At 72.4% G+C, this 20,678-nt stretch carries 16 protein-coding genes and 1 pseudogene; 4 read left to right on the forward strand and 13 right to left on the reverse strand.

Annotation, left to right across the window (positions count from 1 at the left end):
- Positions 1-60: 60 nt before the first annotated feature.
- The 3 genes and pseudogenes from ACQEWB_RS10760 to ACQEWB_RS10770 form a co-directional block, all read right to left on the reverse strand.
- Positions 61-2,115: a tetratricopeptide repeat protein gene (locus ACQEWB_RS10760; protein ID WP_432829498.1), complete on the reverse strand. Its 2,055-nt coding sequence runs from the start codon at positions 2,113-2,115 to the stop codon at positions 61-63.
- Between the two features lie 162 nt (positions 2,116-2,277).
- Positions 2,278-2,904 (reverse strand): NUDIX domain-containing protein, encoded by a 627-nt coding sequence (locus ACQEWB_RS10765; RefSeq protein ID WP_432829500.1) that lies wholly within the window; start codon positions 2,902-2,904, stop codon positions 2,278-2,280.
- 85 nt (positions 2,905-2,989) lie between these two features.
- A pseudogene (locus tag ACQEWB_RS10770) lies at positions 2,990-4,638 on the reverse strand (CTP synthase).
- Between the two features lie 469 nt (positions 4,639-5,107).
- Here ACQEWB_RS10770 and ACQEWB_RS10775 point away from each other — a divergent pair.
- Together ACQEWB_RS10775 and ACQEWB_RS10780 are read left to right on the forward strand one after the other, a co-directional pair.
- On the forward strand, positions 5,108-6,910 hold the full coding sequence (locus tag ACQEWB_RS10775; protein WP_432843740.1) for a glycoside hydrolase family 15 protein: 1,803 nt from the start codon (positions 5,108-5,110) through the stop codon (positions 6,908-6,910).
- Between the two features lie 133 nt (positions 6,911-7,043).
- Entirely contained in the window at positions 7,044-8,426 is a 1,383-nt protein-coding gene (locus ACQEWB_RS10780; RefSeq protein WP_432829502.1) for an FAD-binding oxidoreductase, read from the forward strand.
- A gap of 52 nt (positions 8,427-8,478) precedes the next feature.
- Here the strand turns inward: ACQEWB_RS10780 and ACQEWB_RS10785 are convergent, their stop codons facing one another.
- A complete protein-coding gene (locus tag ACQEWB_RS10785) occupies positions 8,479-9,441 on the reverse strand; it encodes an LLM class F420-dependent oxidoreductase (RefSeq protein WP_432829504.1) in 963 nt (320 codons plus the stop codon).
- Between the two features lie 79 nt (positions 9,442-9,520).
- On the opposite strand from ACQEWB_RS10785, the gene ACQEWB_RS10790 reads away from it, so the two are divergent.
- On the forward strand, positions 9,521-11,161 hold the full coding sequence (locus ACQEWB_RS10790) for a PucR family transcriptional regulator (protein WP_432829506.1): 1,641 nt from the start codon (positions 9,521-9,523) through the stop codon (positions 11,159-11,161).
- Between the two features lie 10 nt (positions 11,162-11,171).
- Here ACQEWB_RS10790 and ACQEWB_RS10795 read toward each other — a convergent pair whose 3' ends face one another.
- From ACQEWB_RS10795 to ACQEWB_RS10820, 6 genes are all read right to left on the reverse strand, one after another.
- Positions 11,172-12,305, reverse strand: a complete 1,134-nt coding sequence (locus tag ACQEWB_RS10795; RefSeq protein WP_432829508.1) for a glycosyltransferase family 4 protein — start codon at positions 12,303-12,305, stop codon at positions 11,172-11,174.
- 334 nt (positions 12,306-12,639) lie between these two features.
- Positions 12,640-13,422 (reverse strand): hypothetical protein, encoded by a 783-nt coding sequence (locus ACQEWB_RS10800; RefSeq protein WP_432829510.1) that lies wholly within the window; start codon positions 13,420-13,422, stop codon positions 12,640-12,642.
- Positions 13,423-13,456: 34 nt separating this feature from the next.
- Complete coding sequence (gene recN, locus ACQEWB_RS10805; RefSeq protein WP_432843742.1) at positions 13,457-15,175, reverse strand: DNA repair protein RecN; 1,719 nt, start codon at positions 15,173-15,175, stop codon at positions 13,457-13,459.
- Positions 15,176-15,254: 79 nt separating this feature from the next.
- Positions 15,255-16,160, reverse strand: coding sequence for an NAD kinase (locus ACQEWB_RS10810; RefSeq protein WP_133047303.1), 906 nt, complete (start codon positions 16,158-16,160; stop codon positions 15,255-15,257).
- Between the two features lie 8 nt (positions 16,161-16,168).
- The gene (locus tag ACQEWB_RS10815; RefSeq protein ID WP_432829513.1) at positions 16,169-16,984 is read right to left on the reverse strand and encodes a TlyA family RNA methyltransferase; all 816 of its coding nucleotides are present in this window, start codon (positions 16,982-16,984) and stop codon (positions 16,169-16,171) included.
- A 7-nt stretch (positions 16,985-16,991) separates the two neighbouring features.
- A complete protein-coding gene (locus ACQEWB_RS10820) occupies positions 16,992-17,303 on the reverse strand; it encodes a hypothetical protein (RefSeq protein ID WP_432829515.1) in 312 nt (103 codons plus the stop codon).
- Positions 17,304-17,345: 42 nt separating this feature from the next.
- Here ACQEWB_RS10820 and ACQEWB_RS10825 point away from each other — a divergent pair, with 42 nt between their 5' ends.
- On the forward strand, positions 17,346-17,693 hold the full coding sequence (locus ACQEWB_RS10825; RefSeq protein ID WP_432829517.1) for an SCP2 sterol-binding domain-containing protein: 348 nt from the start codon (positions 17,346-17,348) through the stop codon (positions 17,691-17,693).
- On the opposite strand, the gene ACQEWB_RS10830 is transcribed toward ACQEWB_RS10825, so the two are convergent.
- The 3 genes from ACQEWB_RS10830 to ACQEWB_RS10840 are packed head-to-tail and all read right to left on the reverse strand — an operon-like array spanning position 17,677 to position 20,617.
- Positions 17,677-18,543, reverse strand: a complete 867-nt coding sequence (locus tag ACQEWB_RS10830) for an ABC transporter ATP-binding protein (RefSeq protein WP_432829519.1) — start codon at positions 18,541-18,543, stop codon at positions 17,677-17,679. The two genes, ACQEWB_RS10825 and ACQEWB_RS10830, sit on opposite strands and share 17 nt — an antisense overlap.
- Positions 18,540-19,577, reverse strand: a complete 1,038-nt coding sequence (locus ACQEWB_RS10835; protein WP_432829521.1) for a FecCD family ABC transporter permease — start codon at positions 19,575-19,577, stop codon at positions 18,540-18,542. The genes ACQEWB_RS10830 and ACQEWB_RS10835 overlap by 4 nt, the downstream gene beginning before the upstream one ends.
- On the reverse strand, positions 19,574-20,617 hold the full coding sequence (locus ACQEWB_RS10840; protein ID WP_432829523.1) for a FecCD family ABC transporter permease: 1,044 nt from the start codon (positions 20,615-20,617) through the stop codon (positions 19,574-19,576). Before ACQEWB_RS10840 ends, ACQEWB_RS10835 begins: the two co-directional genes overlap by 4 nt.
- Between the last annotated feature and the right edge of the window lie 61 nt (positions 20,618-20,678).

Below are 20,678 nucleotides of genomic sequence, written 5' to 3' on the forward strand. Positions count from 1 at the left end.
GAGAAGGTGCGGCGGATCCAGTTTAATGAAGGTGTTCCCGCTGTCTAGCCTTTCATTGCATCAATCTTCTGCGGATGTACTACGGATTTCGCAGGCATCAGCGTCTTGTTTCGCCTCATCGCCCTGCTCGGGCTCCTCGCCGAGCAGCCGCTCGGCGGTGCCGCGGTGCAGCTGAGCGGCGGCGGGATCCCCGAGGTGCTCGAGCGTGTCGGCGAGCCGCAGCTGGAGCGCCGCCTGCAGTCGTACGTCCTCGGCGCGGCGCGCCCACTCCACCGCCTCGTGGCAGGTGCGCAGCGACTCCTCGGGCCGCCCGGCGTACTCCTGGACCCGCGCGAGCTCGCTCAACGCCCGTGCGTGGGCGGCCACATCACCGTTCTTGCGGTATCCGGCGACCGCCGCCTTCCAGTTCCGCAGCGCCTCGCCGTAACGGCCCGCGTAGGTGTACGCGGCGGCGATACGGCCGTACAGCCGGGCGGCCTCGGCGCGCTCGTCCCGGGCCAGCCGCTGGGCCAGGGCGCGGCCGAACCAGTCGGCCGCCCGGTCGTAGTCCCCGAGCTCCTGATGCGCACCACCTACGGATTCCATTGCGCGGCCGGTCGCGTACGGGTCATTTGCCTGGCGTCCGGCATCCAAAGCCGACCGGTATCGCAGCAGAGCGTCCGCCGTGCGGCCGGTCTGGGCGTCCAGGTCGCCGAGGTTCAGCAGCGCGGCGGCCTTCTCCCGGGGCAGCTTGCGACGCTCGGCGACATCGAGGACCAGCCCGTGGATGCCGTACAGGTCGGGCGCGGCGGCCTGCGTGCCGAAGTGCGCGACCATGGCCCTGACCAGCTGGGACATCAGCCGCCGGGCCAGCGTGTCGAGCTCCCCGTCGGCCACCGCGAGCCGGGCCGCGGCCAGCAGGGCGGGCCTGCGGACGCGCAGCCAGTCCTCGGCGGCCCGGGGGTTCGGGAAGCGCAGCGAGCGGGGCATGCCCTGGAGCTTCTCGCGGGCCTCGGGGTTGTCGGTCTCGGTGATCGCCCGGCAGGACTGGAGCAGCCGTACCGTGCGCTCCAGCATCCGGGCGCGGGCCAGCTGGAGCTCGCCGGGGCGGTCCTGGGTCTCGGTGAGGGCCTTGAGGAACGGGTGCAGACAGGCCGGGACCTCGTACTGCGGCAGCGGTGACTCCACCGCCCGCAGCAGGCCGAGGGCGACGAAGTCGTCCAGGGTGGTCCGCGCGCCGTTCACCGAGCAGCCGGCCAGCGCGGAGGCGGTGTGCGGGTCGACCAGGCCGGCCGGGGCGAGGGAGAGCAGTCGCAGTATCCGGGCGGCCACCGAGGGCAGGGAGGCGTATACGAGGCGGAACGCCCGGCTGAGCGGGGTGCCGTCGTCGACCTCCGCGCGCAGCTGCTTGGCGAGGTCGGCGACGGCCGCCTTGGGGCGGGCGGCGAGCCAGCCGCCGGCCAGGGTCAGCGCGGCGGGCTGGCCCTGGCACTCCTCGACCAGGCCCTCGGCGGCCCGCGGGTCCACGGTGATGCGGACCGAGCCGGTGTACCGGGTGAGCAGCTCGATGGCGGACTTGGTGTCGAGGCCGCCGAGCGTGCAGGGGCGGACGTCGGAGATGCCGGTCAGGGGGCCGTCGGAGACGGCGACGACCAGGCAGTCCGGGGTGTCGGGCAGCAGCGCGTCGACCTGTTCGGCGTCCGTGGCGTCGTCGAGCAGGATCAGCATCCGGCGGTCGGCGAGGGCCGTGCGGAGCGCCTCGGTGAGGTCGTCCTCGGCGGCGCCGGCGGGAGTGGGCCGGTCGAGGGCTGCGAGGAGTTCGCGGGCGGCGCGCTCGACCGGTACGGGCGTGCCGTCGGGCTCGCTCAGCCGGGCGCGCAGCACCCCGTCGCCGTAACCGTCCGCGACCTGTCGTACGAGCTCCTCGGCGAGGGCCGTGCGGCCGGAGCCGGAGCGGCCCGCGATGAGCAGCACGCGCGCGCGTGGCGGCTTCTTTCCGGACAGGGTGTCCAGGCCCGCGCGCTCGATGTCGGCGCGCAGCTCCTTCAACTCCCGTGTACGGCCCAGGAACTGACTCTCCGCCACAGCGTGCCCCGACAGCCGTACGCCGCCTGTGTCCACCGCCTGATCCGTCACGGGCCACGCTCCCGTCCCACCGCACGCGCAAGCCCGCCGGGACTCCGGTGTCGGGCGTTTACAGAGCCTAGTTCACGCTCTGCAACGTTCCTGGTGGAGCGCGGCGGGCAGGTCCCTCGATCGGATCAGCCGATGGTCACACCGGCACGCGGAAGGAGGCGTTCAGGACTCGAACGGACGCGCCGGCCACTCCGCCTCCGCGGGGCGCAGTGCGTCGAGGCCGTCGCCGTTCTGTGCGGCGACGAGTGAAAGGACGCCCACCACGAGGCAGTTGTTGTGCAGTTCACCCGCGAGGACGCCCCGGACGAGTTCGTCGACCGGTACGCGCGCGTACTCCAGGTCGGTCTCCTCGTCCTCGACCGCGAAGCGCTCGCCCTCGGCCTCGGCCAGGTTGCGGGCGAGGAAGACGCGCACGGCCTCGTCGCAGCCGCCGGGCGTGGTGTAGACGTCGGTCAGCACCCGCCAGTCCTCGGCCTTGACGTGCGCCTCCTCGTACAGCTCGCGCTGGGCGGCGTGCAGCGGGTTCTCGCCGGGCACGTCGAGCAGGCCGGCCGGGATCTCCCAGAGCTTCTGGCGCACGGGGTGGCGGTACTGACGGATCAGCAGGACGCGGCCGGCGTCGTCGAGGGCGAGCACGGCGACCGAACCGGGGTGGACCTGGTAGTCGCGGCGGACGACCGAGCCGTCGGGCATGACCACGTCGTCGGTGCGCACGGAGGTCTTGTTGCCCCGGAAGGGGGTCTCCGTCGCCCGGATCTCCCACTCCTCGGGGGTGTCCTTGATCGTCATGCCCTGCCCTTCCCGACGTGCGCAAAAGAAACCGGGGCGCTCACCTTTTGAATGTGCGCGCCCCGGCCACCGTACAACTGTTGTGCTAGTTCGACGTCTTCCGCTCGACAGCCGCCTTCACCAGGCCCGCGAAGAGCGGGTGCGGCCGGGTCGGGCGCGAGCGCAGCTCGGGGTGGGCCTGGGTCGCCACCAGGTAAGGGTGCGTCTCGCGCGGGTACTCCACGTACTCGACGAGCTTGCCGTCGGGCGAAGTGCCGGAGAACACGATGCCGGCCTTCTTCTCCAGCTCCGCGCGGTAGGCGTTGTTCACCTCGTACCGGTGACGGTGCCGCTCCTCGACGTACTCCTTTCCGTCGTACACCTCGCGCACGATGGAGCCCTCGGCCAGCTTGGCCGGGTACATGCCCAGGCGCATGGTGCCGCCCATGTCGCCCTCGCCGGCGACGATGTCGAGCTGCTCGGCCATGGTGGAGATGACCGGGTGACCGGTGGCGGAGTCGAACTCGGTGGAGTTGGCGTCGGAGATGTCGGCCAGGTTGCGGGCCGCCTCGATCACGATGCACTGGAGGCCGAGGCAGAGGCCGAGCAGCGGGATCTTGTTCTCGCGGGCGTACCTGATCGCGCCGACCTTGCCGAGCACACCGCGGTCGCCGAAGCCGCCGGGGATGCAGATGCCGTCGACGTCGGCGAGCTGCGCCGCGGCACCGGCCGGGGTCTTGCAGTCGTCGGAGGTGACCCACTTGATCTTCACGCGGGCCCGGTTGGCGAAGCCGCCGGCGCGCAGCGCCTCGGTGACCGAGAGGTAGGCGTCGGGCAGGTCGATGTACTTGCCGACCAGGGCGAGGGTGATCTCGTGGTCGGGCTTGTGGACGCGGTCGAGCAGGTCGTCCCAGGTCGTCCAGTCCACGTCGCGGAACGGCAGGTCCAGCTTGCGGACGACATAGGCGTCCAGGCCCTCGCCGTGCACGGTCTTGGGGATGTCGTAGATCGAGCGGGCGTCGGGGCAGGCGACCACGGCGGCCTCGTCGACGTCGCACATCAGGGAGATCTTGCGCTTGATCGCGGTGGGGACTTCGCGGTCGCAGCGCAGCACGATGGCGTCCGGCTGGATACCGATGTTGCGCAGGGCCGCAACCGAGTGCTGGGTCGGCTTCGTCTTCAGCTCTCCCGACGGGCCGATGTACGGGAGGAGGGAGATGTGGACGACGAAGACGTTGTCCCGGCCGACCTCGTGGCGGACCTGGCGGACCGTCTCCAGGAACGGCAGCGACTCGATGTCGCCGACCGTGCCGCCGACCTCCGTGATGACGACGTCGACCTCGTCGGTCGCCATGCGGCGGATGCGGTGCTTGATCTCGTTGGTGATGTGCGGGATGACCTGCACGGTGTCCCCGAGGTACTCGCCGCGCCGCTCTTTGGCGATCACGGTCGAGTAGACCTGGCCTGTAGTGACATTGGCGCTGCCGTCCAAGTCACGGTCGAGGAAGCGCTCGTAGTGTCCGATGTCCAGATCGGTCTCGGCGCCGTCGTTGGTGACGAAGACCTCGCCGTGCTGGAAGGGGTTCATCGTGCCGGGATCGACGTTCAGGTACGGGTCGAGCTTCTGCATCACGACGCGCAGGCCCCGGGCCTTGAGCAGCATCCCCAGGCTGGAGGCCGTGAGGCCCTTGCCGAGCGAGGAGGCGACACCCCGGTGACGAAGATGTGCTTGGTCGTCGTGGATTTGGGCGTCATGGCCAAGAGGGGGCTCCCGTGGTCGCGGTCTGGGGTGGCGGTTCGGGGGTTTCTCTCCCACCGGTCCACGGGCTACCAGGGTATCAGCGACGAGGACCGATGGCTTCCGGCCACGCTCTGCACACGCGTCGACACGAACCCGCACCACCGCACCGGTTTCTCACCCGGCGCTCACCCGATCGGCCGATCCGGGTTGCCCGGAGCGGCACACAGATCATCTACGTGCGTCGTATCCTGCTCGGACACTCGCTGCCGAGCCCGGCCGGCGACACGGCACCACCCCCGTCCGTACGCCCCGGAACAACGAGAGCTCGTCAGTTCGTTGAGCATCGATTGTCGTTTTGCCACACGGCCGGAACGACTGCTTTGCTTCACCGCTCAACGACGCATTACAACGACCCCTTGACCGCACCAGCGACAGCCCCCTTTTTGCTCGGGGGGTGACGTGGCCGTTCGACTGGAGTTGCACGTGGCCGGGCGCATCGAAGACTACGCACTCATCGGAGACATGCAGACCGCAGCCCTGGTCTGTCGGGACGGCACAGTGGACTGGCTGTGCCTGCCCCGCTTCGACTCGCATGCCATCTTCGCCGGTCTGCTGGGCACGGAGGAACACGGATTCTGGCGCCTGGGCCCGGCCCACGCCTCCGACGCCCAGCCGCCGAGGGCGGCCCGGCGCACCTACCGCGGCGACTCGCTGATCCTGGAATCCGAGTGGGACACCCCGCGCGGCACGGTCCGGGTGACCGATTTCATGCCCCCGCGTGACGGCGCCCCCCAGCTGATCCGCATCGTCGAGGGCGTCTCGGGCCGCGTCCCGATGCGCTCGGCCCTGCGCATGCGTTTCTCGTACGGCCGCGTCGTGCCGTGGGTGCACAAGCACGAGGGGCGCACGGTCGCCGTGGCCGGCCCGGACTCGGTCTGGTACGACACCGAGTGCGAGACCTACGGCAAGTCCCTGACCACGTACTCGGACTTCACGGTCGCCCCCGGTGACCGGATCACGTTCACCATCTCGTGGCAGCCCTCGCACAAGGAGCCGCCGCCGCTGCCGGAGCCGGAGGCCTCGCTGGAGGCGACCGAGGACTTCTGGCGCGAGTGGGTCGAACACTGCACGTACCACGGCCCGTACCGCGAGGCGGTGATCCGCTCGCTGATCACGCTCAAGGCCCTGACGTACGCCCCGACCGGCGGCATCGTCGCCGCCCCCACCACCTCCCTGCCCGAGGACATCGGCGGCGTCCGCAACTGGGACTACCGCTACACCTGGCTGCGCGACGCGGCCATCACCCTCTCCTCGCTGCTGCGCACCGGCTACCGCGAGGAGGCCCGCGCCTGGCGCGAGTGGCTGCTGCGCGCGGTCGCCGGCGACCCCGAGAACCTCCAGATCATGTACGGCATCGCGGGCGAGCGCGAGCTCGGCGAGGCGGAGCTGGACTGGCTGCCGGGCTACGAGAACTCCGCGCCGGTCCGCGTCGGCAACGGCGCGGCCCACCAGCTCCAGCTCGACGTGTACGGCGAGGTCACCGAGGCCCTGCACCTCGGCCACATGACCGGCCTGGCCCGCAGCGACTACGCCTCCCTGCTCCAGCTCAAGCTGATCCGCTACCTGGAGCAGCACTGGGACGAGCCGGACGAGGGCATCTGGGAGGTGCGCGGCCCGCGCCGACACTTCGTGCACTCCAAGGTCATGGCCTGGGTCGCCGTCGACCGCACCATCAAGCTCATCGAGTCCGGTGACGCGGACGGCCCGCTGGAGCGGTGGCGCGAGCTGCGGGACGACATCCACCGGGATGTCTGTGAGAAGGGTTACGACAAGGAGCGCAACACCTTCACGCAGTCGTACGGCTCGAAGGAGCTGGACGCGTCCCTGCTGCTGATCCCGCAGATGGGCTTCCTGCCGCCCGACGACAAGCGTGTCATCGGCACCATCGAGGCGATCCAGCGCGAGCTGTCCACGCCGGACGGCTTCATCCTGCGCTACCCGACGGAGGGTTCCAGCGAGGGCGTCGACGGCCTCCCCGGCGACGAAGGGGCCTTCCTGGCCTGCTCGTTCTGGATGGCGGACGACCTCGCGATGATCGGCCGCGTGGACGAGGCCCGCAAGCTCTTCGAAAAGCTCCTCGATCTGCGCAACGACCTCGGCCTGCTCGCCGAGGAGTGGGACCCGCGCCTCAAGCGCCAGGTCGGCAACTTCCCGCAGGCGTTCAGCCACGTTCCGCTCATCGACACGGCGCTGCGACTGACTGCGTCGGGCGCGTACGGAGGCTAGCGGCCGCGAGGGGGAGCTGCGCGGCCGTCCGACGGTCTCATCATGGCTGGTCGCGCAGTTCCCCGCGCCCCTTTGGGGCGCTACACCTAGGCTGGAAGCCGACAATTCCCCCTTTCCGGAAAGGGGGGCGGCCATGGCTTCCCTCTCGAAGGCGGGCGCGGCCCTCGCCGCGCTGCGCGAGGATCTGGTCGGCGACGTGTTCGCCCCGGGGGACGCGGGCTACGACGAGGCCCGGACCGTCTTCAACGCGATGATCGACCGGCGTCCGGCGGTGATCGCCCAGTGTGTGACCGACGAGGACGTCGTACGGACGGTCCGCTTCGCCCGCGACCTCGACCTGCCGATCGCCGTGCGCGGCGGCGGACACAGCGTGGCCGGCATGGCGCTGGGCGACGGCGGTGTCGTCGTAGACCTGCGCCACATGCGTGCGGTCACCGTCGATCCGGCGGCCCGCGCGGTACGGGTCGCGGGCGGCGCCACGATGAGCGAGCTGGACCGCGCGACCGCGCCGCACGGCCTCGCCACCACCGGCGGCCGGGCCTCCACCACCGGCGTCGGCGGGTACGTCCTCGGCGGCGGCACGGGCTGGCTGGACCGCTCCTGCGGGCTCGCCGTCGACAACCTGCTCGGCGTCGAACTGGTCACCGCCGACGGCACGCGCGTGCACGCGAACGCCGACGAGAACCCGGAACTCTTCTGGGCGCTGCACGGCGGCGGAGGCAACTTCGGCGTCGCGACGGCGATCACCCTCAAGCTCCACCCGCTCCCGGCGTTCTCCATCGCGATGGTGCTGTACCAGCCGGAGTACGGCCGCGAGGTCGCCCGCGTCTACCGGGAGGTCATCGAGTCCGGTCCGGCGGAGGCGAGCGGCGGGGTCCTGTACGTGACCGGGCCGCCGGAGGAGTTCGTACCGCCGTCTCTGGTGGGCAAGTTGATGTGCGGTGCGCTGGTGGCCTACGCCGGTGCCGAGGAGGACATGCGCAAGACGGCCGAGCCGCTGCTCGCCCTGCCGCACGAGGGCGAGATCGTCACCGCGGTCCCGTACGCCGACTTCCAGACGATGTTCGACGACCCGGAGGGCATGCGGAACTACTGGTCGGCCGAGTACCTGACCGGCCTCCCCGACGAGCTGGTGGACGTCTTCTGCGCCCGCGCGGACTCGATTCCCGCGCCGACCGGCACCCAGCACGTCCTGTTCCCGCAGGGCGGCGCGATCGCCTCGGGCCCGCACGAGTTCCCGGTCCCGTACCGCGACGCCCCCTGGGCGGTCCACCCGTTCGGCATCTGGGAGGACCCGGCGGACGACGAACGCTGCATGCGGTGGGTCCGTGACGTCCGGGCCGACGTACAGCCGTGGAGCACCGGCGCGACCTACCTGAACTTCATCGGCGACGAGGGCGAGGAGCGGGTGGTGGCGGGCCTGGGCGCGGAGAACACGGCGCGGCTGGGCGCGGTGAAGCGGCGGTACGACCCGGACAACGTGTTCCGCTTCAACCACAACATCAAGCCGGGGTGAGGGTCCCGCGGGGCGGCGCGGACGCCGGGCCGCCCCGCACCGCGCGCCCGTCTCAGGACGCCGCCGGCCTCAGCGCCGTCAGGGTGCGCTCCCCCGCCCGGTCTCCCGCCGTCGCCGGGACCAGGGCGATCTCGTCCAGCCCGGCCTCCGCGTAGTCGGCGACACGCGCGCGTACCGTCGCGAGGTCGCCGACCAGGCCCACCGTGCCGGCCGCCTCCGGTGGCAGCGCGCGGACCAGCGTGCCGCGGTCGGCGCCGGACGCGGCCAGCTCGACGGCCTCGGCGAAGCCCGCCTCGGCGAACACCTCGCGGTAGCCCGGCACCGTCAGATAGCCGGCGATGCCGCCCAGGACCTGGGCGAGGGACTCGGGGGCGGGGTCGACGGCGGCCGGCAGCCACGCGGCCAGCGTCGGGGGCGTACGGCCGACCCGCCCGGCCGCCGCGTCCAGTTTGCCGCGCAGCTCACGCACCTGCTCGGGCGAGACCACGTCCAGCAGCATGCGGTCCGCGTGCGCGGCGGCGGTGGCGATCGCACGGTCGCCGAACGCGGCGACGGTGAGCGGCCCACCGGGCGGTGGCAGCCGGCGCCGGAAGGGGCTGCCGGGCACGACGGGCCCACCCGGCGCGGCCTGTAGCAGGCCCCGCACGGCCGCCGCCGTCTCCTCCAGTACGGCGGCGGGGCGCACCCGCGGCCGCCCGTGCACGCCCTCCACGACCCGCCTGCTGGAGGTACCCAGCGCCACGCCGACCGCCCGTCCGGTGACCGCGGCGACGGAGGCGGCACCCCGGGCGACGGTGTACGCGTCCCGCACCGACACCGGCACCGGCCCCGCGGTCAGCGCGATCCGCTCCGTGGCCCGCCCGATGGCCGCCGCGAGGACGAAGGAGTCCCACGTCGGCCCCTCCCCCGCCCACACCTCCCGGTATCCCAGCCGATCGGCGACCACCGCCACCCGCAACGGCTCCTCGACCGGACTGTCGTCCTCCCGCGCCACGGCGACCACACTGAAGTCCATGCCGGGCCCGCTACCCGACGGCATACACGTCAACCCCCCGGAGATGTCCCCACCCGGTCTCCGCAGGTAGCGTCCGCCTATGGACAGCGCTACGGACAGCAGATTCGACACCCAGGGCGCAGGGATCACCGTGCAGCGGGCGCTGGAGCTGCCCGGGCTGCGCAGTGGGCTGCCCGAGGTGCTCGCGGGCGCCGACCGGCTCCAGCGCACCGTGCGCTGGGTGCACGCCGGTGAGGTGCCCAACATCGCCTCGCTGCTGAAGGGCGGCGAACTCCTGCTGACCACCGGCTACGGACTCGGCACCCGCCCGGCCGAACAGCGCGCCTTCGTCCGCACCCTCGCCGAACGCGGCATCGCCGCCCTCGTCATGGAACTCGGCCCCCGCTTCACCCGCCTCCCCGCGGCCCTGGTCGACACGGCCCGCGCGGCCGGCCTCCCGCTGGTCCAGCTGCACCGCGAGGTGCCCTTCGTGACGGTCACCGAGGAGATCCACACCGAGATCGTCAACGGCCACTACGCCCTGCTCCAGCGCGCCGAGGAGGTGCACCGCCGATGTACCGAGGCCCTCCTGGGCGGCGGTGGAGTACCCCAAGTCCTGGGCATCCTGGCCGACTTCAGCGGCAACCCGGTCTTCCTGGAGACGACCGACGGCCAGCTGCTGTACGCGGCCGGCGCGGGTCCCGAGGGCGCGGATCCGCTCCAGGTGTGGGAGGGGCTGCGCGGCCAGCACAAGGACACGCCCCCGGCCGGCTCCGCGCTGGTGGACGTGCCCGGCGGTGGTCCGGGCACGGGTTCGGTACGGGCGCGGCTGGTCCTGCTCCCCGTACGCGCCCCGCTCGGCCCGGTGCACCGGATGGCCGCCGAGCGGGCCGCCGGCATACTCGCCGTCGTCCTGATGCAGGCCCGCCAGGAGGAGGAGCTGGCGGCGCGCGGGCGCGGCGACTTCCTCACCGACCTCGCCGAGGGCCGTATCGCCGCGGAGGACGCCCCCGCGCAGGCGCGCGTCCTGGGCTTCAAGCCCGGCAACAGCCCCCTCCTCCCGGTCGTCATGCGGCTCGGCGACGCCCTCTCCCCCGGCGGAGGCTGGGCGGTACTGGCCCGCGCGGTCTCCGAGGAGCTGGCCTCGGTCGGAGTACCCGTACTTCTGGGTGTACGACCCGTCGAGGGCCGTGTCCTGGTGCTGCTGGGCCTGCGTTCGGAGTCGGAGCGGTCGGCCGTCGCGGACCGGGTCTCGGCGGCGCTGCGGGCCGGGGTGGAGCGGGCCGGCATGCAGCGGCCGGGCGCACAGCCGCCGGTCGTGGTGGTGGGCGTCGCGGGCGGCTGGGCGGCGGCCTCGGCGGGGCTCAGGCACGCGGCGGAGACGGCGACCGCGGCACAGGGCCTCACGGACCGCCCCTGGTACGACGCCCGCCGCCTCGACATCGACCTCCTGCTGTGGCGGCTGCGCGACCACCCCGATCTGGCGGCCTTCGTAGACCGCGCGATCGGCCCCCTGCGCGACCACGACAACCGCTCCCGCCCGCCGCTGCTCCCCACCCTGGAGACGTATCTGGCGCACGCGGGCCGCAAGGCGGAGACGGCCCGCGAACTCCACCTCAACCGCCAGACCCTCTACAACCGCCTCGCCCGTATCGGCGAGTTGCTCGGCACCGACCTCGACGACCCGCAGACGGTCCTGGCGTTGAGCCTGGCGCTGCGGGCCCGCAGACACGTGTCCTAGCGTCTCCGGGTCAGATCAACGGCAGGGGCTGCGTCAACTCGTCGTAGATGCTCAGCACTTGGGCGACCGTCTCGTCCTCGGTCGGCCAGGTGGCCGCCTGCCGGGTGCCCTTCTCCCGCAGCACGTCACGCCGTTCGGGGTCGTCGAGCAGCCCGGCCACGGCGTCGGCGAGAGCCTCCGCGTCCCCGTAGGGGACGAGTTCCGCGGCGTCGCCGACGAGTTCGGGGATGCCGCCGACCCGGGTCGCGACGAGCGGCACGCGCGCGTGGAGCGCCTCCTGGGCGAGCACCGACCGGGATTCCCAACTACTGCACAGCAGAGCGAGGTCGGCGGCGGCGAGCAGCCGGCCCACGTCGTCCCGCCGCCCGATCAGCCGTACGGGCAGCCCTTCGTCCTCGATACGGCGCTGCAGGACCGTCCGCAGCGGCCCCTCCCCCGCGATCACCACAAGCGGCACGGGGTCGAGGCGGCGCCACGCGCGCGTGGCGTCCAGCAGGGTGTCGTAACCGCGATGGCGGTCGAGGGAGCCGACGGCCATCAGCAACGGGCGGCCGGTGGCGCCGAGTTCGGCCCGGATCTTGGAGCTCGGGTCGGGGTCCTCGGGCCCTTCGGACCGGCGCGGGCCGGGCAGCGCGACGGCGGCGAGCCGGGCGTCCCGCGCGCCGGTGCGCCGGGCCCGGTCCACCAGGTCGGAGCTGGTGCCCAGCACCACGGTGGCCGCCTTCACGACCCGCCGCTCCAGCAGGCGCAGCAGATGGGCGCGGGCGCCCTCGGCGTGGGCGCGGTTGTGCCAGGTGACGACGAGCGGCGTACTGCGGCCGCTGAGCGCGAGAACGGCCCGGAAGGAGGCGTGCAGGCCGTGCGCGTGGACCAGGTCGGCGTCCTTGCACACATCCCGCAGGGCGGCCACGGAGCCCGGGTCGGTGCTGCGCGGCACGTGCACGTGTTCGGCGCCGACGCCCGTGAAGTCGTAGGCGCGATCCGCCTCGACGGGGGCGCACACCGTCACCCGCACGCCCCTGGCGACGAGCCCGGAGGCCAGCGAGCGCACGTGCGCGCTGCTGCCGGCGTTGCCGCCGCCCAGCACCTGCACGGTGCGCAGCGACGACTGGCCGTGCGGTGAGTGGCTGCTCACGGGGCTCACGTGGCCGGGGCTCCTGGTTCGGCGTCGGGCGGTCACGAAGAAGGTACAGAAGGACCGGGCGGAGGGGGTGTACCGCGCGGTTTCCTCCACGTACTACGCCAAGGATGCCAGCACGGACGGGGGTTCGGGCAACGCGGAGACGACGGGGCCCGGACAGGACGGGGCCCGGCGTCACTCACACGGGTGAGGAGGGGGTGGTTCCGGGGTGGGCCGGTGAAGGAGCCGGGGAGGGAATGGACCGGATCGGATCACAAGCCCGGCACCTCACGCCGCGTGCCGCCCGAGCAACCCCACACCTCACGCCGGCCCGCGCACCCCAGCAAACCGCCACACCTCACGCCGGCCTGCGCGCCCCCGGCAGGACCACCGTCCGCGCGGCCTCGCTCACCCGCTCCCCGCAGGCCGCCGCGGCCACCAAGGCGACGGCATGGGCGGCCAGCCCGGCCCGCCCGTTGCCCACGACCACGGCCGCCCCCAGAGCCGCGCCCAGCGCATGCGCCCCCGTGTCGCCGAGCATCGCGCGCTCGCCGAGGTCGTCCGGCAGTACGGCCGCGGCGGCGCCCATCGTGGCGGCGGCGATCTCCGCGCCGGGACCGGAGCGCAGCAGCCCCGGCACGCCGAGCGCGAGGACCGCGCCGGCGGCCGCCCCCGGCCGTACGTCCACGAGGTTGACGAAGTGCGCGGCCCCGGCGATCACGACCCCCGCGAGCACCTTGTCGACGGCCCGCTCCCTGAGCAGCGCCCCCGCGACGAGCCCGGCCGCCGAGATCCCGAACAGCTTCACGGCCCCGCTGGTGATCTCACCGTCCCGCAGCGCCCCGAGATGGTCCCGGAACCCGCGCCGGGAATCACCGGCCCCGGCGACATCGTCGTACGCCCCGCAGACCCCGGCGACCAGCACCGCGAGCCCCGCGGCGGGCCGCACCCGCCCGACCCCGACGGCCGTACCGACCGCGGTGGCCGGACCGGCGTACAGCTCGACCGTCCGCCCGGCGTAGTTCTTCCGCTCCCAACGCCCGCGCCCACCGGGCGCCTTGGCGCGCAGCCCGGCGATCCCGGCACGGGTGAGGGAAGCGGCGAGTCCGAACGAGGCAGTCGTGCGTACGAGGTTGACCATCCGAACACCCTAGAACCCAGGTCGGCCGACCGCCCTACGCGTCCGCCCTGGCCGTCGCCAGCAGCTCCTCCGCGTGCGCCCGGGCCGTCTCCGAGTCCTCCTGACCGGCCAGCATCCGGGACAACTCCCGTACCCGGTCCTCGCCTTCGAGCACCTTCACGCCGGACCGGGTCACCGATCCGTCGTTGGTCTTCTCGACCAGCAGCTGCCGGTCGGCGAACGCGGCCACCTGCGGAAGGTGGGTGACGACCACGACCTGCGCGGTCTTCGCGAGCTTCGCCAGCCGCCGCCCGATCTCGACCGCGGCCTTGCCGCCGACACCGGCGTCGACCTCGTCGAAGAGGTAGGTCGGCACGGGGTCGGTGCCCGCGAACACGACCTCGACGGCGAGCATCACGCGCGACAGCTCACCGCCCGACGCGCCCTTGGCGATCGGCCGCGGCGGCGCCCCCGGATGCGGGGCGAGCAACAGCTCGACCTCGTCGACCCCGGAGGGGCCGTAGGCGACGGTACGGCCGCCGACCTCGACGCCCTCCGGATCCTCGGTCTGCCGGAGCTCGAACGACACACGCGCGTGCGGCATCGCGAGCGAGGCCAGCTCGGCGGTCACGGCGGCGGCGAACCGCTCGGCCGCCTCGGCCCGCGCATCGGTCAACGCCTGTGCGAGACCCCCGAGTTCGGCCCGCAGCGCGTCCCGCTCGGCCGTGAGTTCGTCGATCCGGTCGTCGTCGCCGTCCAGCTCGGTCAGCCGCGCCGCACTCCGCTCGGCCCAGGCCAGCACGGAGTTGACGTTCTCGCCGTACTTCCGGGTCAACGCGGTGAGCGCGGCCCGCCGTTCCTCGACTGCCGCCAGCCGCAGGGGATCCGCGTCGAGATCGTCGGCGTATCCCGCCAACTCCCCCGCCACGTCGCCCAGCAGGATCCCGATCTCCCCGATCCGGTCGGCGAGCACGGACAGCGCCGGGTCGTAGGACCGCACGGCGTCCAGCGCCCGCTGGGCGCCCGCGACGAGCGTGCCGCCGTCGATGCCCTCGGGGTCCTCGGGATTCCCGGCGAGGGCGGCATGGGCGGCCGTTGCGGCGGACGACAGCGCCTCCGCGTGTCCAAGGCGCTCGGCCTCCTCCGCGAGCTCCACGTCCTCACCGGCCCGCGGCTCGACCCCGGCGATCTCCTCGAGCCCATAGCGCAGCATGTCGGCTTCCTGGGCCCGTTCACGCGCGCGTGTGACGATCTCCTCCAGCTCGACCGCCACGGCCCGCAGCCGCCGATAGGCCTCGCCGTACTTGGCGAGCGGCCCGGCCACGGCGTCACCGGCGTACCGGTCGAGCGCCTGCCGCTGCCGGGACAGCTTCAGCAGCCCCTGCTGATCGGTCTGCCCGTGCACGGCCACGAGGTCGTCGGCGAGGTCGGCGAGCAGCCCCACGGGCACGCTGCGCCCACCGACGTGTGCCCGCGACCGCCCTTCGGCGGAAACGGTACGGCTGATGAGCAGGGCGCCGTCGTCGAGCTCGGCCCCGGCCTCCTCGGCCCGCACCACGGCCGAGGCGCCCGAGGGCACGGTGATCCGCCCCTCGACCACGGCCTTCTCGGCGCCGATCCGCACCAGCGCCGGATCGGCCCGTCCGCCCAGCAACAGCCCGAGGCTGGTGACCACCATGGTCTTGCCCGCACCCGTCTCACCGGTGACGGCGGTGAACCCCGGCGACAGCTCGACCACCGCATCGTCGATGACGCCGAGCGACCGTATCCGCATCTCTTCCAGCACGATGAAGACCTTACGAGGTAGGGCAGGACGAGCGCGAGGCACCCTGTCACCCGGGCGAGTGGAGGTTTTAGTGAGGCGCTCCCCGCCATCCGGACACCGGCAGCGCGAACTTCGCGACGAGCCGATCCGTGAACGAAGCGTGATGCAGCCGGGCCAGCCGCACCGGCACAGCCCCCCGCCGCACCTCGACCCTGGCCCCCGGCGGCAGCTCGAACGTCCGCCGCCCGTCGCACCACAGGACCCCCGGCGGAATGTGCGGCAGCAGCTCCACCGCGAGCACGGAGTTCGGCGAGGTCACCAGTGGCTTCGCGAACAGCGCGTGCGCACTGATCGGCACCATCAGCAGCGCCTCGACCTCGGGCCACACCACGGGCCCGCCCGCGGAGAACGCGTAGGCCGTCGACCCGGTGGGCGTGGACAGCACGATCCCGTCGCAGCCGAACCCGGTGACCGGCCGCCCGTCGATCTCCAGCACGACCTCGAGCAGCTTCTCGGCGCCGGCCTTCTGCACGGCGGCCTCGTTGAGCGCCCAGTCCGTGTGGACGATGTCCCCGTTCCGGTGAACGACGACGTCGACGGTCATCCGCTCCTCGACCTCGTACGACTTGGAGACCACCCGGTCGACGACCTTGTCGAGGTCGTCCCGCTCGGCCTCCGCGAGGAATCCGACGCTCCCGAGGTTGACGCCGAGCATCGGCACCCCGGACGCACGGGCGAACTCGGCGCCCCGCAGCAGCGTCCCGTCACCACCGAGCACGATGAGCAGCTCGCACCCTTCGAGGCACTGCGCAGTCGCCTCCTTGACCAGCTCCACCTCTTCGGGCAGCGGCAGGTCGGCGGCCTCGTACTCCAGGACCCGTACCCCGATGCCCTCGCGCAGCAGCCCCTTCACGACCAGCTCGGCGCTGCGGATCGCCGCGGGCCGGCCGGTGTGGGCGAGCAGGAAAACAGTACGAGCTCGGTTCTGTGTCAACTTCTGAGTCAACGCGGCCCCTCCGCCACTGCACGATCGACATCGGCCGGGTCCAGTTCGGGTGCCCCGGCCCGCAGCCACAGAAAGTACTCGACATTCCCGGAGGGCCCGGGCAGCGGACTCGCGGTGACACCCTGCACCCCGAGCCCGAGTTCCCCCGCCTTCCGGGCCACTCCCCGGACGGCCTCCGCCCGCAACTGCGGACTGCGTACGACTCCCCCGCTGCCCAGCCGTTCCTTCCCCACCTCGAACTGCGGCTTGACCATCATCACCAGGTCGGCGTCCGGCTTCACACAACGCACCAGGGCAGGCAGCACCAGCCCGAGCGGAATGAAGGACAGATCACCCACGACAAGATCCACAGGTTCCCCATCGATCGCTTCAAGCGTCAACTCGCGTACGTTCGTACGGTCCTTGACGGTGACGCGTTCATCGCTCTGCAGAGTCCACGCGAGTTGCCCGTACCCGACGTCGACGGCGACCACGTGCGCGGCCCCGGACCGCAGCAGCACATCGGTGAAACCGCCGGTGGAGGCGCCGGCGTCGAGCGCCCGCCGCCCCTCGACGACGAGCCCCCGCGGTACGAACGCCTGTAGCGCGCCCGCAAGCTTGTACCCGCCTCGGGAGACGTAGTCGGGATCGCCGTCGTCCTGCGACACCACGATCGCCGCCGCGGTCTCCACCTGGGTGGCCGGCTTGGTCGCGACGGTCTTGCCGACGCTGACCCGCCCGGCCGCGATCAGCTGGCCGGCATGCTCGCGCGAGCGCGCGAGCTTCCGCCGCACCAGCTCGGCGTCCAGACGACGACGTGCGACTCCTGCCACGTTCGGTTCAGCTCCTATTGCCATACGAGGGTGAAGGGGCCCTCTGGTCATACGACGGTGAGGGCGCCGGAGGTCCCGGGCGGGCGTCGAGCGCGGTGAGCGCGTCGCGCAGCCCCCGGTGTACATCCTCGTACACCTCGACATGTCCGTCCGTGGCGAGGTGGTCGGCGTCGCCGAGCCGCTCCAGCTGCGCGTCGATCTCGGCGTTGCCGGTGGGGGTGCGGACCACGTTCAGCGGGGCGGGGACGGCCGGGTCGTACGCGGGTTCGACCTCGACCGGCGTCTCCTCGGCCGTGGCCTCGGGCACAGAGTCGCTCATGCCCAGACGCTACCCCGAAGCCCTGGGGTACCGTCGATCGCGATGGCAACGATCGAGGAGTGCCGCGCCGCACTCGAGAAACTGTCGGACAACATGCAGGGCGCCGAGGGCGACGTCCGCGCGGCGGCCGCGCTGGACCGCTCGGTGAGCTGCCGTATCACCGATCTGGACGTGACCTTCGTCGGCCGGATGACCGGCGGGCGGATCAGGGTCGACGACACCCTTCAGGGGCCGCCGCCCGACAAGGCGCAGATCAGACTGACCATGAAGGGCGACGACCTGGTGGCCCTGGTGAACGGCGAGCTGAACTTCGCCAAGGCCTGGGGCTCGGGCCGGGTGAAGCTGGAGGCCGGTCTGCGCGACCTGTTCCAGCTCAGGAAGCTTCTGTAGCCACCACGCGCGCGCGTGCCTTCCGCGCCGCCGGCACCACCAGCGGTGTCCCCGTCTCCGGGTCGTCGATGACCTGGCAGCGCAGTCCGAAGACCTCCTCCACCAGCTGGGCCGTGACGATGTCGTTCGGCGCGCCCTCGGCGATGATCCGGCCGTCCTTGAGCGCGATCAGGTGGGTGGCGTACCGGGCGGCGTGGTTGAGGTCGTGCAGCACGGCGACCAGGGTGCGCCCCTGCTCCTCGTGCAGCTCGGCGCAGAGGTCGAGGACGTCGATCTGGTGCTGGATGTCGAGGTAGGTCGTCGGCTCGTCGAGCAGCAGCAGCGGGGTCTGCTGGGCGAGCGCCATGGCGATCCACACCCGCTGCCGCTGACCGCCGGACAGCTCGTCGACATAGCGGTCGCCGAGCTCGGCGACCCCGGTCTGGGCCATCGATTCCTGTACGACCCGCTCGTCCTCGGTCGACCACTGGCGCAGGATGCCCTGGTGCGGGTACCGGCCGCGGCCGACGAGGTCGGCGACGGTGATGCCGTCGGGCGCGATGGACGACTGCGGCAGCAGGCCGAGCGTCCGGGCGACCTTCTTGGCCGGCATCGACTGGATGACCTGCCCGTCGAGCAGCACCCGGCCCTGGCTCGGCTTCAGCATCCGCGACAGGGCCCGCAGCAGCGTGGACTTGCCGCACGCGTTGGGGCCGACGATCACGGTGAAGGAGTTGTCGGGGATCTCCACCGACAGCTGCTCGGCGATGACCCGCTGGTCGTAGGCGAGGGTGACCTTCTCGGCGGACAGACGGTTCACGGTGCTCCTTCGGTTGTTCAGCCCGCTGTTGGTGGTGCTGTCGTTGCTCATATCCGGCCCGCCCTGCGCTCGGTGACGAGAAGCCACAGGAGGTAGACACCGCCGAGGACGCCGGTGACCACGCCCACGGGCAGCTGGTCGGCGCCGAAGGCGCGTTGGGAGGCCCAGTCGGCGGTGACCAGGAGGGCGGCGCCCATGCACAGGGAGGCCAGCAGGTTCGGGCCGGGCGAGCGGGTCAGCCGGCGGGCGAGCTGCGGGGCGGTGAGCGCCACGAAGCCGACCGGGCCGGCCGCGGCGGTGGCGGTCGCGGTGAGCAGGACGGCGGCCACCATCAGCAGCGCCCGCACCCGCTCCACGCGCACGCCCAGCGCGTTGGACACGTCGTCGCCCATCTCCATCATCCGCAGCCCGCGCGCGTTGCCGAGGACGAACGGCACGAGGACCGCGCACAGCGCGAGCAGCGGCCAGACCTGCTCCCAGTCGCGGCCGTTGAGCGACCCGGTCATCCAGACGAGCGCGCGGGAGGCGTCGATGATGTCGGAGATCGTGAGCAGATAGCCGTTGACCGCCGTGACGATCGCGGAGACGCCGATACCGACCAGGACCAGTCGATATCCGTGCACGCCCTGCTTCCAGGCGAGCAGATAGATGGCGAGCCCGGTCACCAGCCCGCCCACGAGGGCACCGATGGTCACCTGGGCCGCGCTGCCGCTGAACAGCACGATCATCACGAGCGCCCCGGCGGTCGCCCCCTGCCCGAGCCCGAGCACATCGGGACTGCCCAGCGGATTCCGGGTCAGGGCCTGGAACAGGGCGCCGCCGAGCCCGAGCGAGGCGCCGACCAGCAGCCCGACCAGGACCCGCGGCAGCCGCAGTTCGTTGACGATGAACTCCTGCCCGGCGTCGCCGTTCCCGGCCAGCGTCCTGACCACGTCGCTCGCGGAGATCGGAAAGTCCCCGGTCCCGATCAGCACGACGCTCGCGGCGAACGCGGCGAGCACCAGCAGGCCCACGACGGTGGCGGCACGGACGTCCAGACGCAGCGAGAGCCCGCCCGGCGTCCTCAGCACACGGTTGCCCTTCACAGCTGCGCCGTCCTCCGCCGTCGTACCAGAAAGATGAAGACCGGCCCGCCGATGAGCGCGGTGACGATGCCGACCTGCAACTCCGAGGGACGGGCCACGACCCGGCCGACGACGTCGGCGCCGAGCAGCAGCACGGGTGACAGGATCGTGGCGTACGGCAGGATCCAGCGCAGGTCGGGGCCGGTGAAGGACCGTACGGCGTGCGGGACCATCAGCCCGACGAAGGCGATCGGCCCGCACGCGGCGGTCGCCGCCCCGCACAGCACGGTCGCGGCCAGCATGGACAGCGCCCGGGTGCGGTTGAGGTTCGCGCCGAGGGCCTTGGCGGTGTCGTCGCCCATGGCCACGGCGTTCAGCGGCCGGGCGAGCCCGAGGGCGAGCAGTGTGCCGACCGCGAGGAACGGCAGCACCTGAAGGATGGTCGAGTCGTTCGCCGAGGACAGCGAACCGACCGTCCAGAACCGCATCCTGGCGAGCGCCGCCTGGTCCGTGATCATCACGGCCTGGAGATAGCCGTAGAGCGCGGCGCTGATCGCGGTCCCGGCGAGCGCGAGCCGCACGGGCGTGGCCCCCCGGCTGCCCCCGAGGAACCAGACCAGCGCCCCGACGGCCGCCGCACCGCCGAAGGCGAACCAGACGTACCCGGTCAGCGAGGTGACACCGAAGTACGTGATCGCCGTGACGACCGCGGCGGACGCGCCCGCGTTGATGCCGAGCAGCCCGGGATCGGCCAGCGGATTGCGGGTGAGCGCCTGCAACACGGCCCCGGAGAGCCCGAGCGCGGCGCCGGCTAGCAGCCCGAGCACGGTCCGCGACAGCCGCTCGTCGACCACGACGTCGCCGTACGTCCCCGTGTCCTGGAACAGCCCGTGCCACACCTGTTCCAGGGACAGCCCCTTCGCCCCGATCGCGATGCTCGCCACGGCGACGAGCGCGAGCACCGCGACGGAGGCGAGCAGCCCAAGGCCACGTACCGCCCGGCGGGTTGGGGGCGCGGGAGCGGTCTCCGCGCGCTGTTCTGGAGGACTGTCGACCAACACGCAGTTAGGTTAGCCTACCCTCGCATTCCCCTTCGATCCCTGGTCGCGACGGCTTCCGGAT

It is taken from the genome of Streptomyces sp. CA-249302 (assembly GCF_050936785.1).
Taxonomy (GTDB): Bacteria; Actinomycetota; Actinomycetes; order Streptomycetales; family Streptomycetaceae; genus Streptomyces.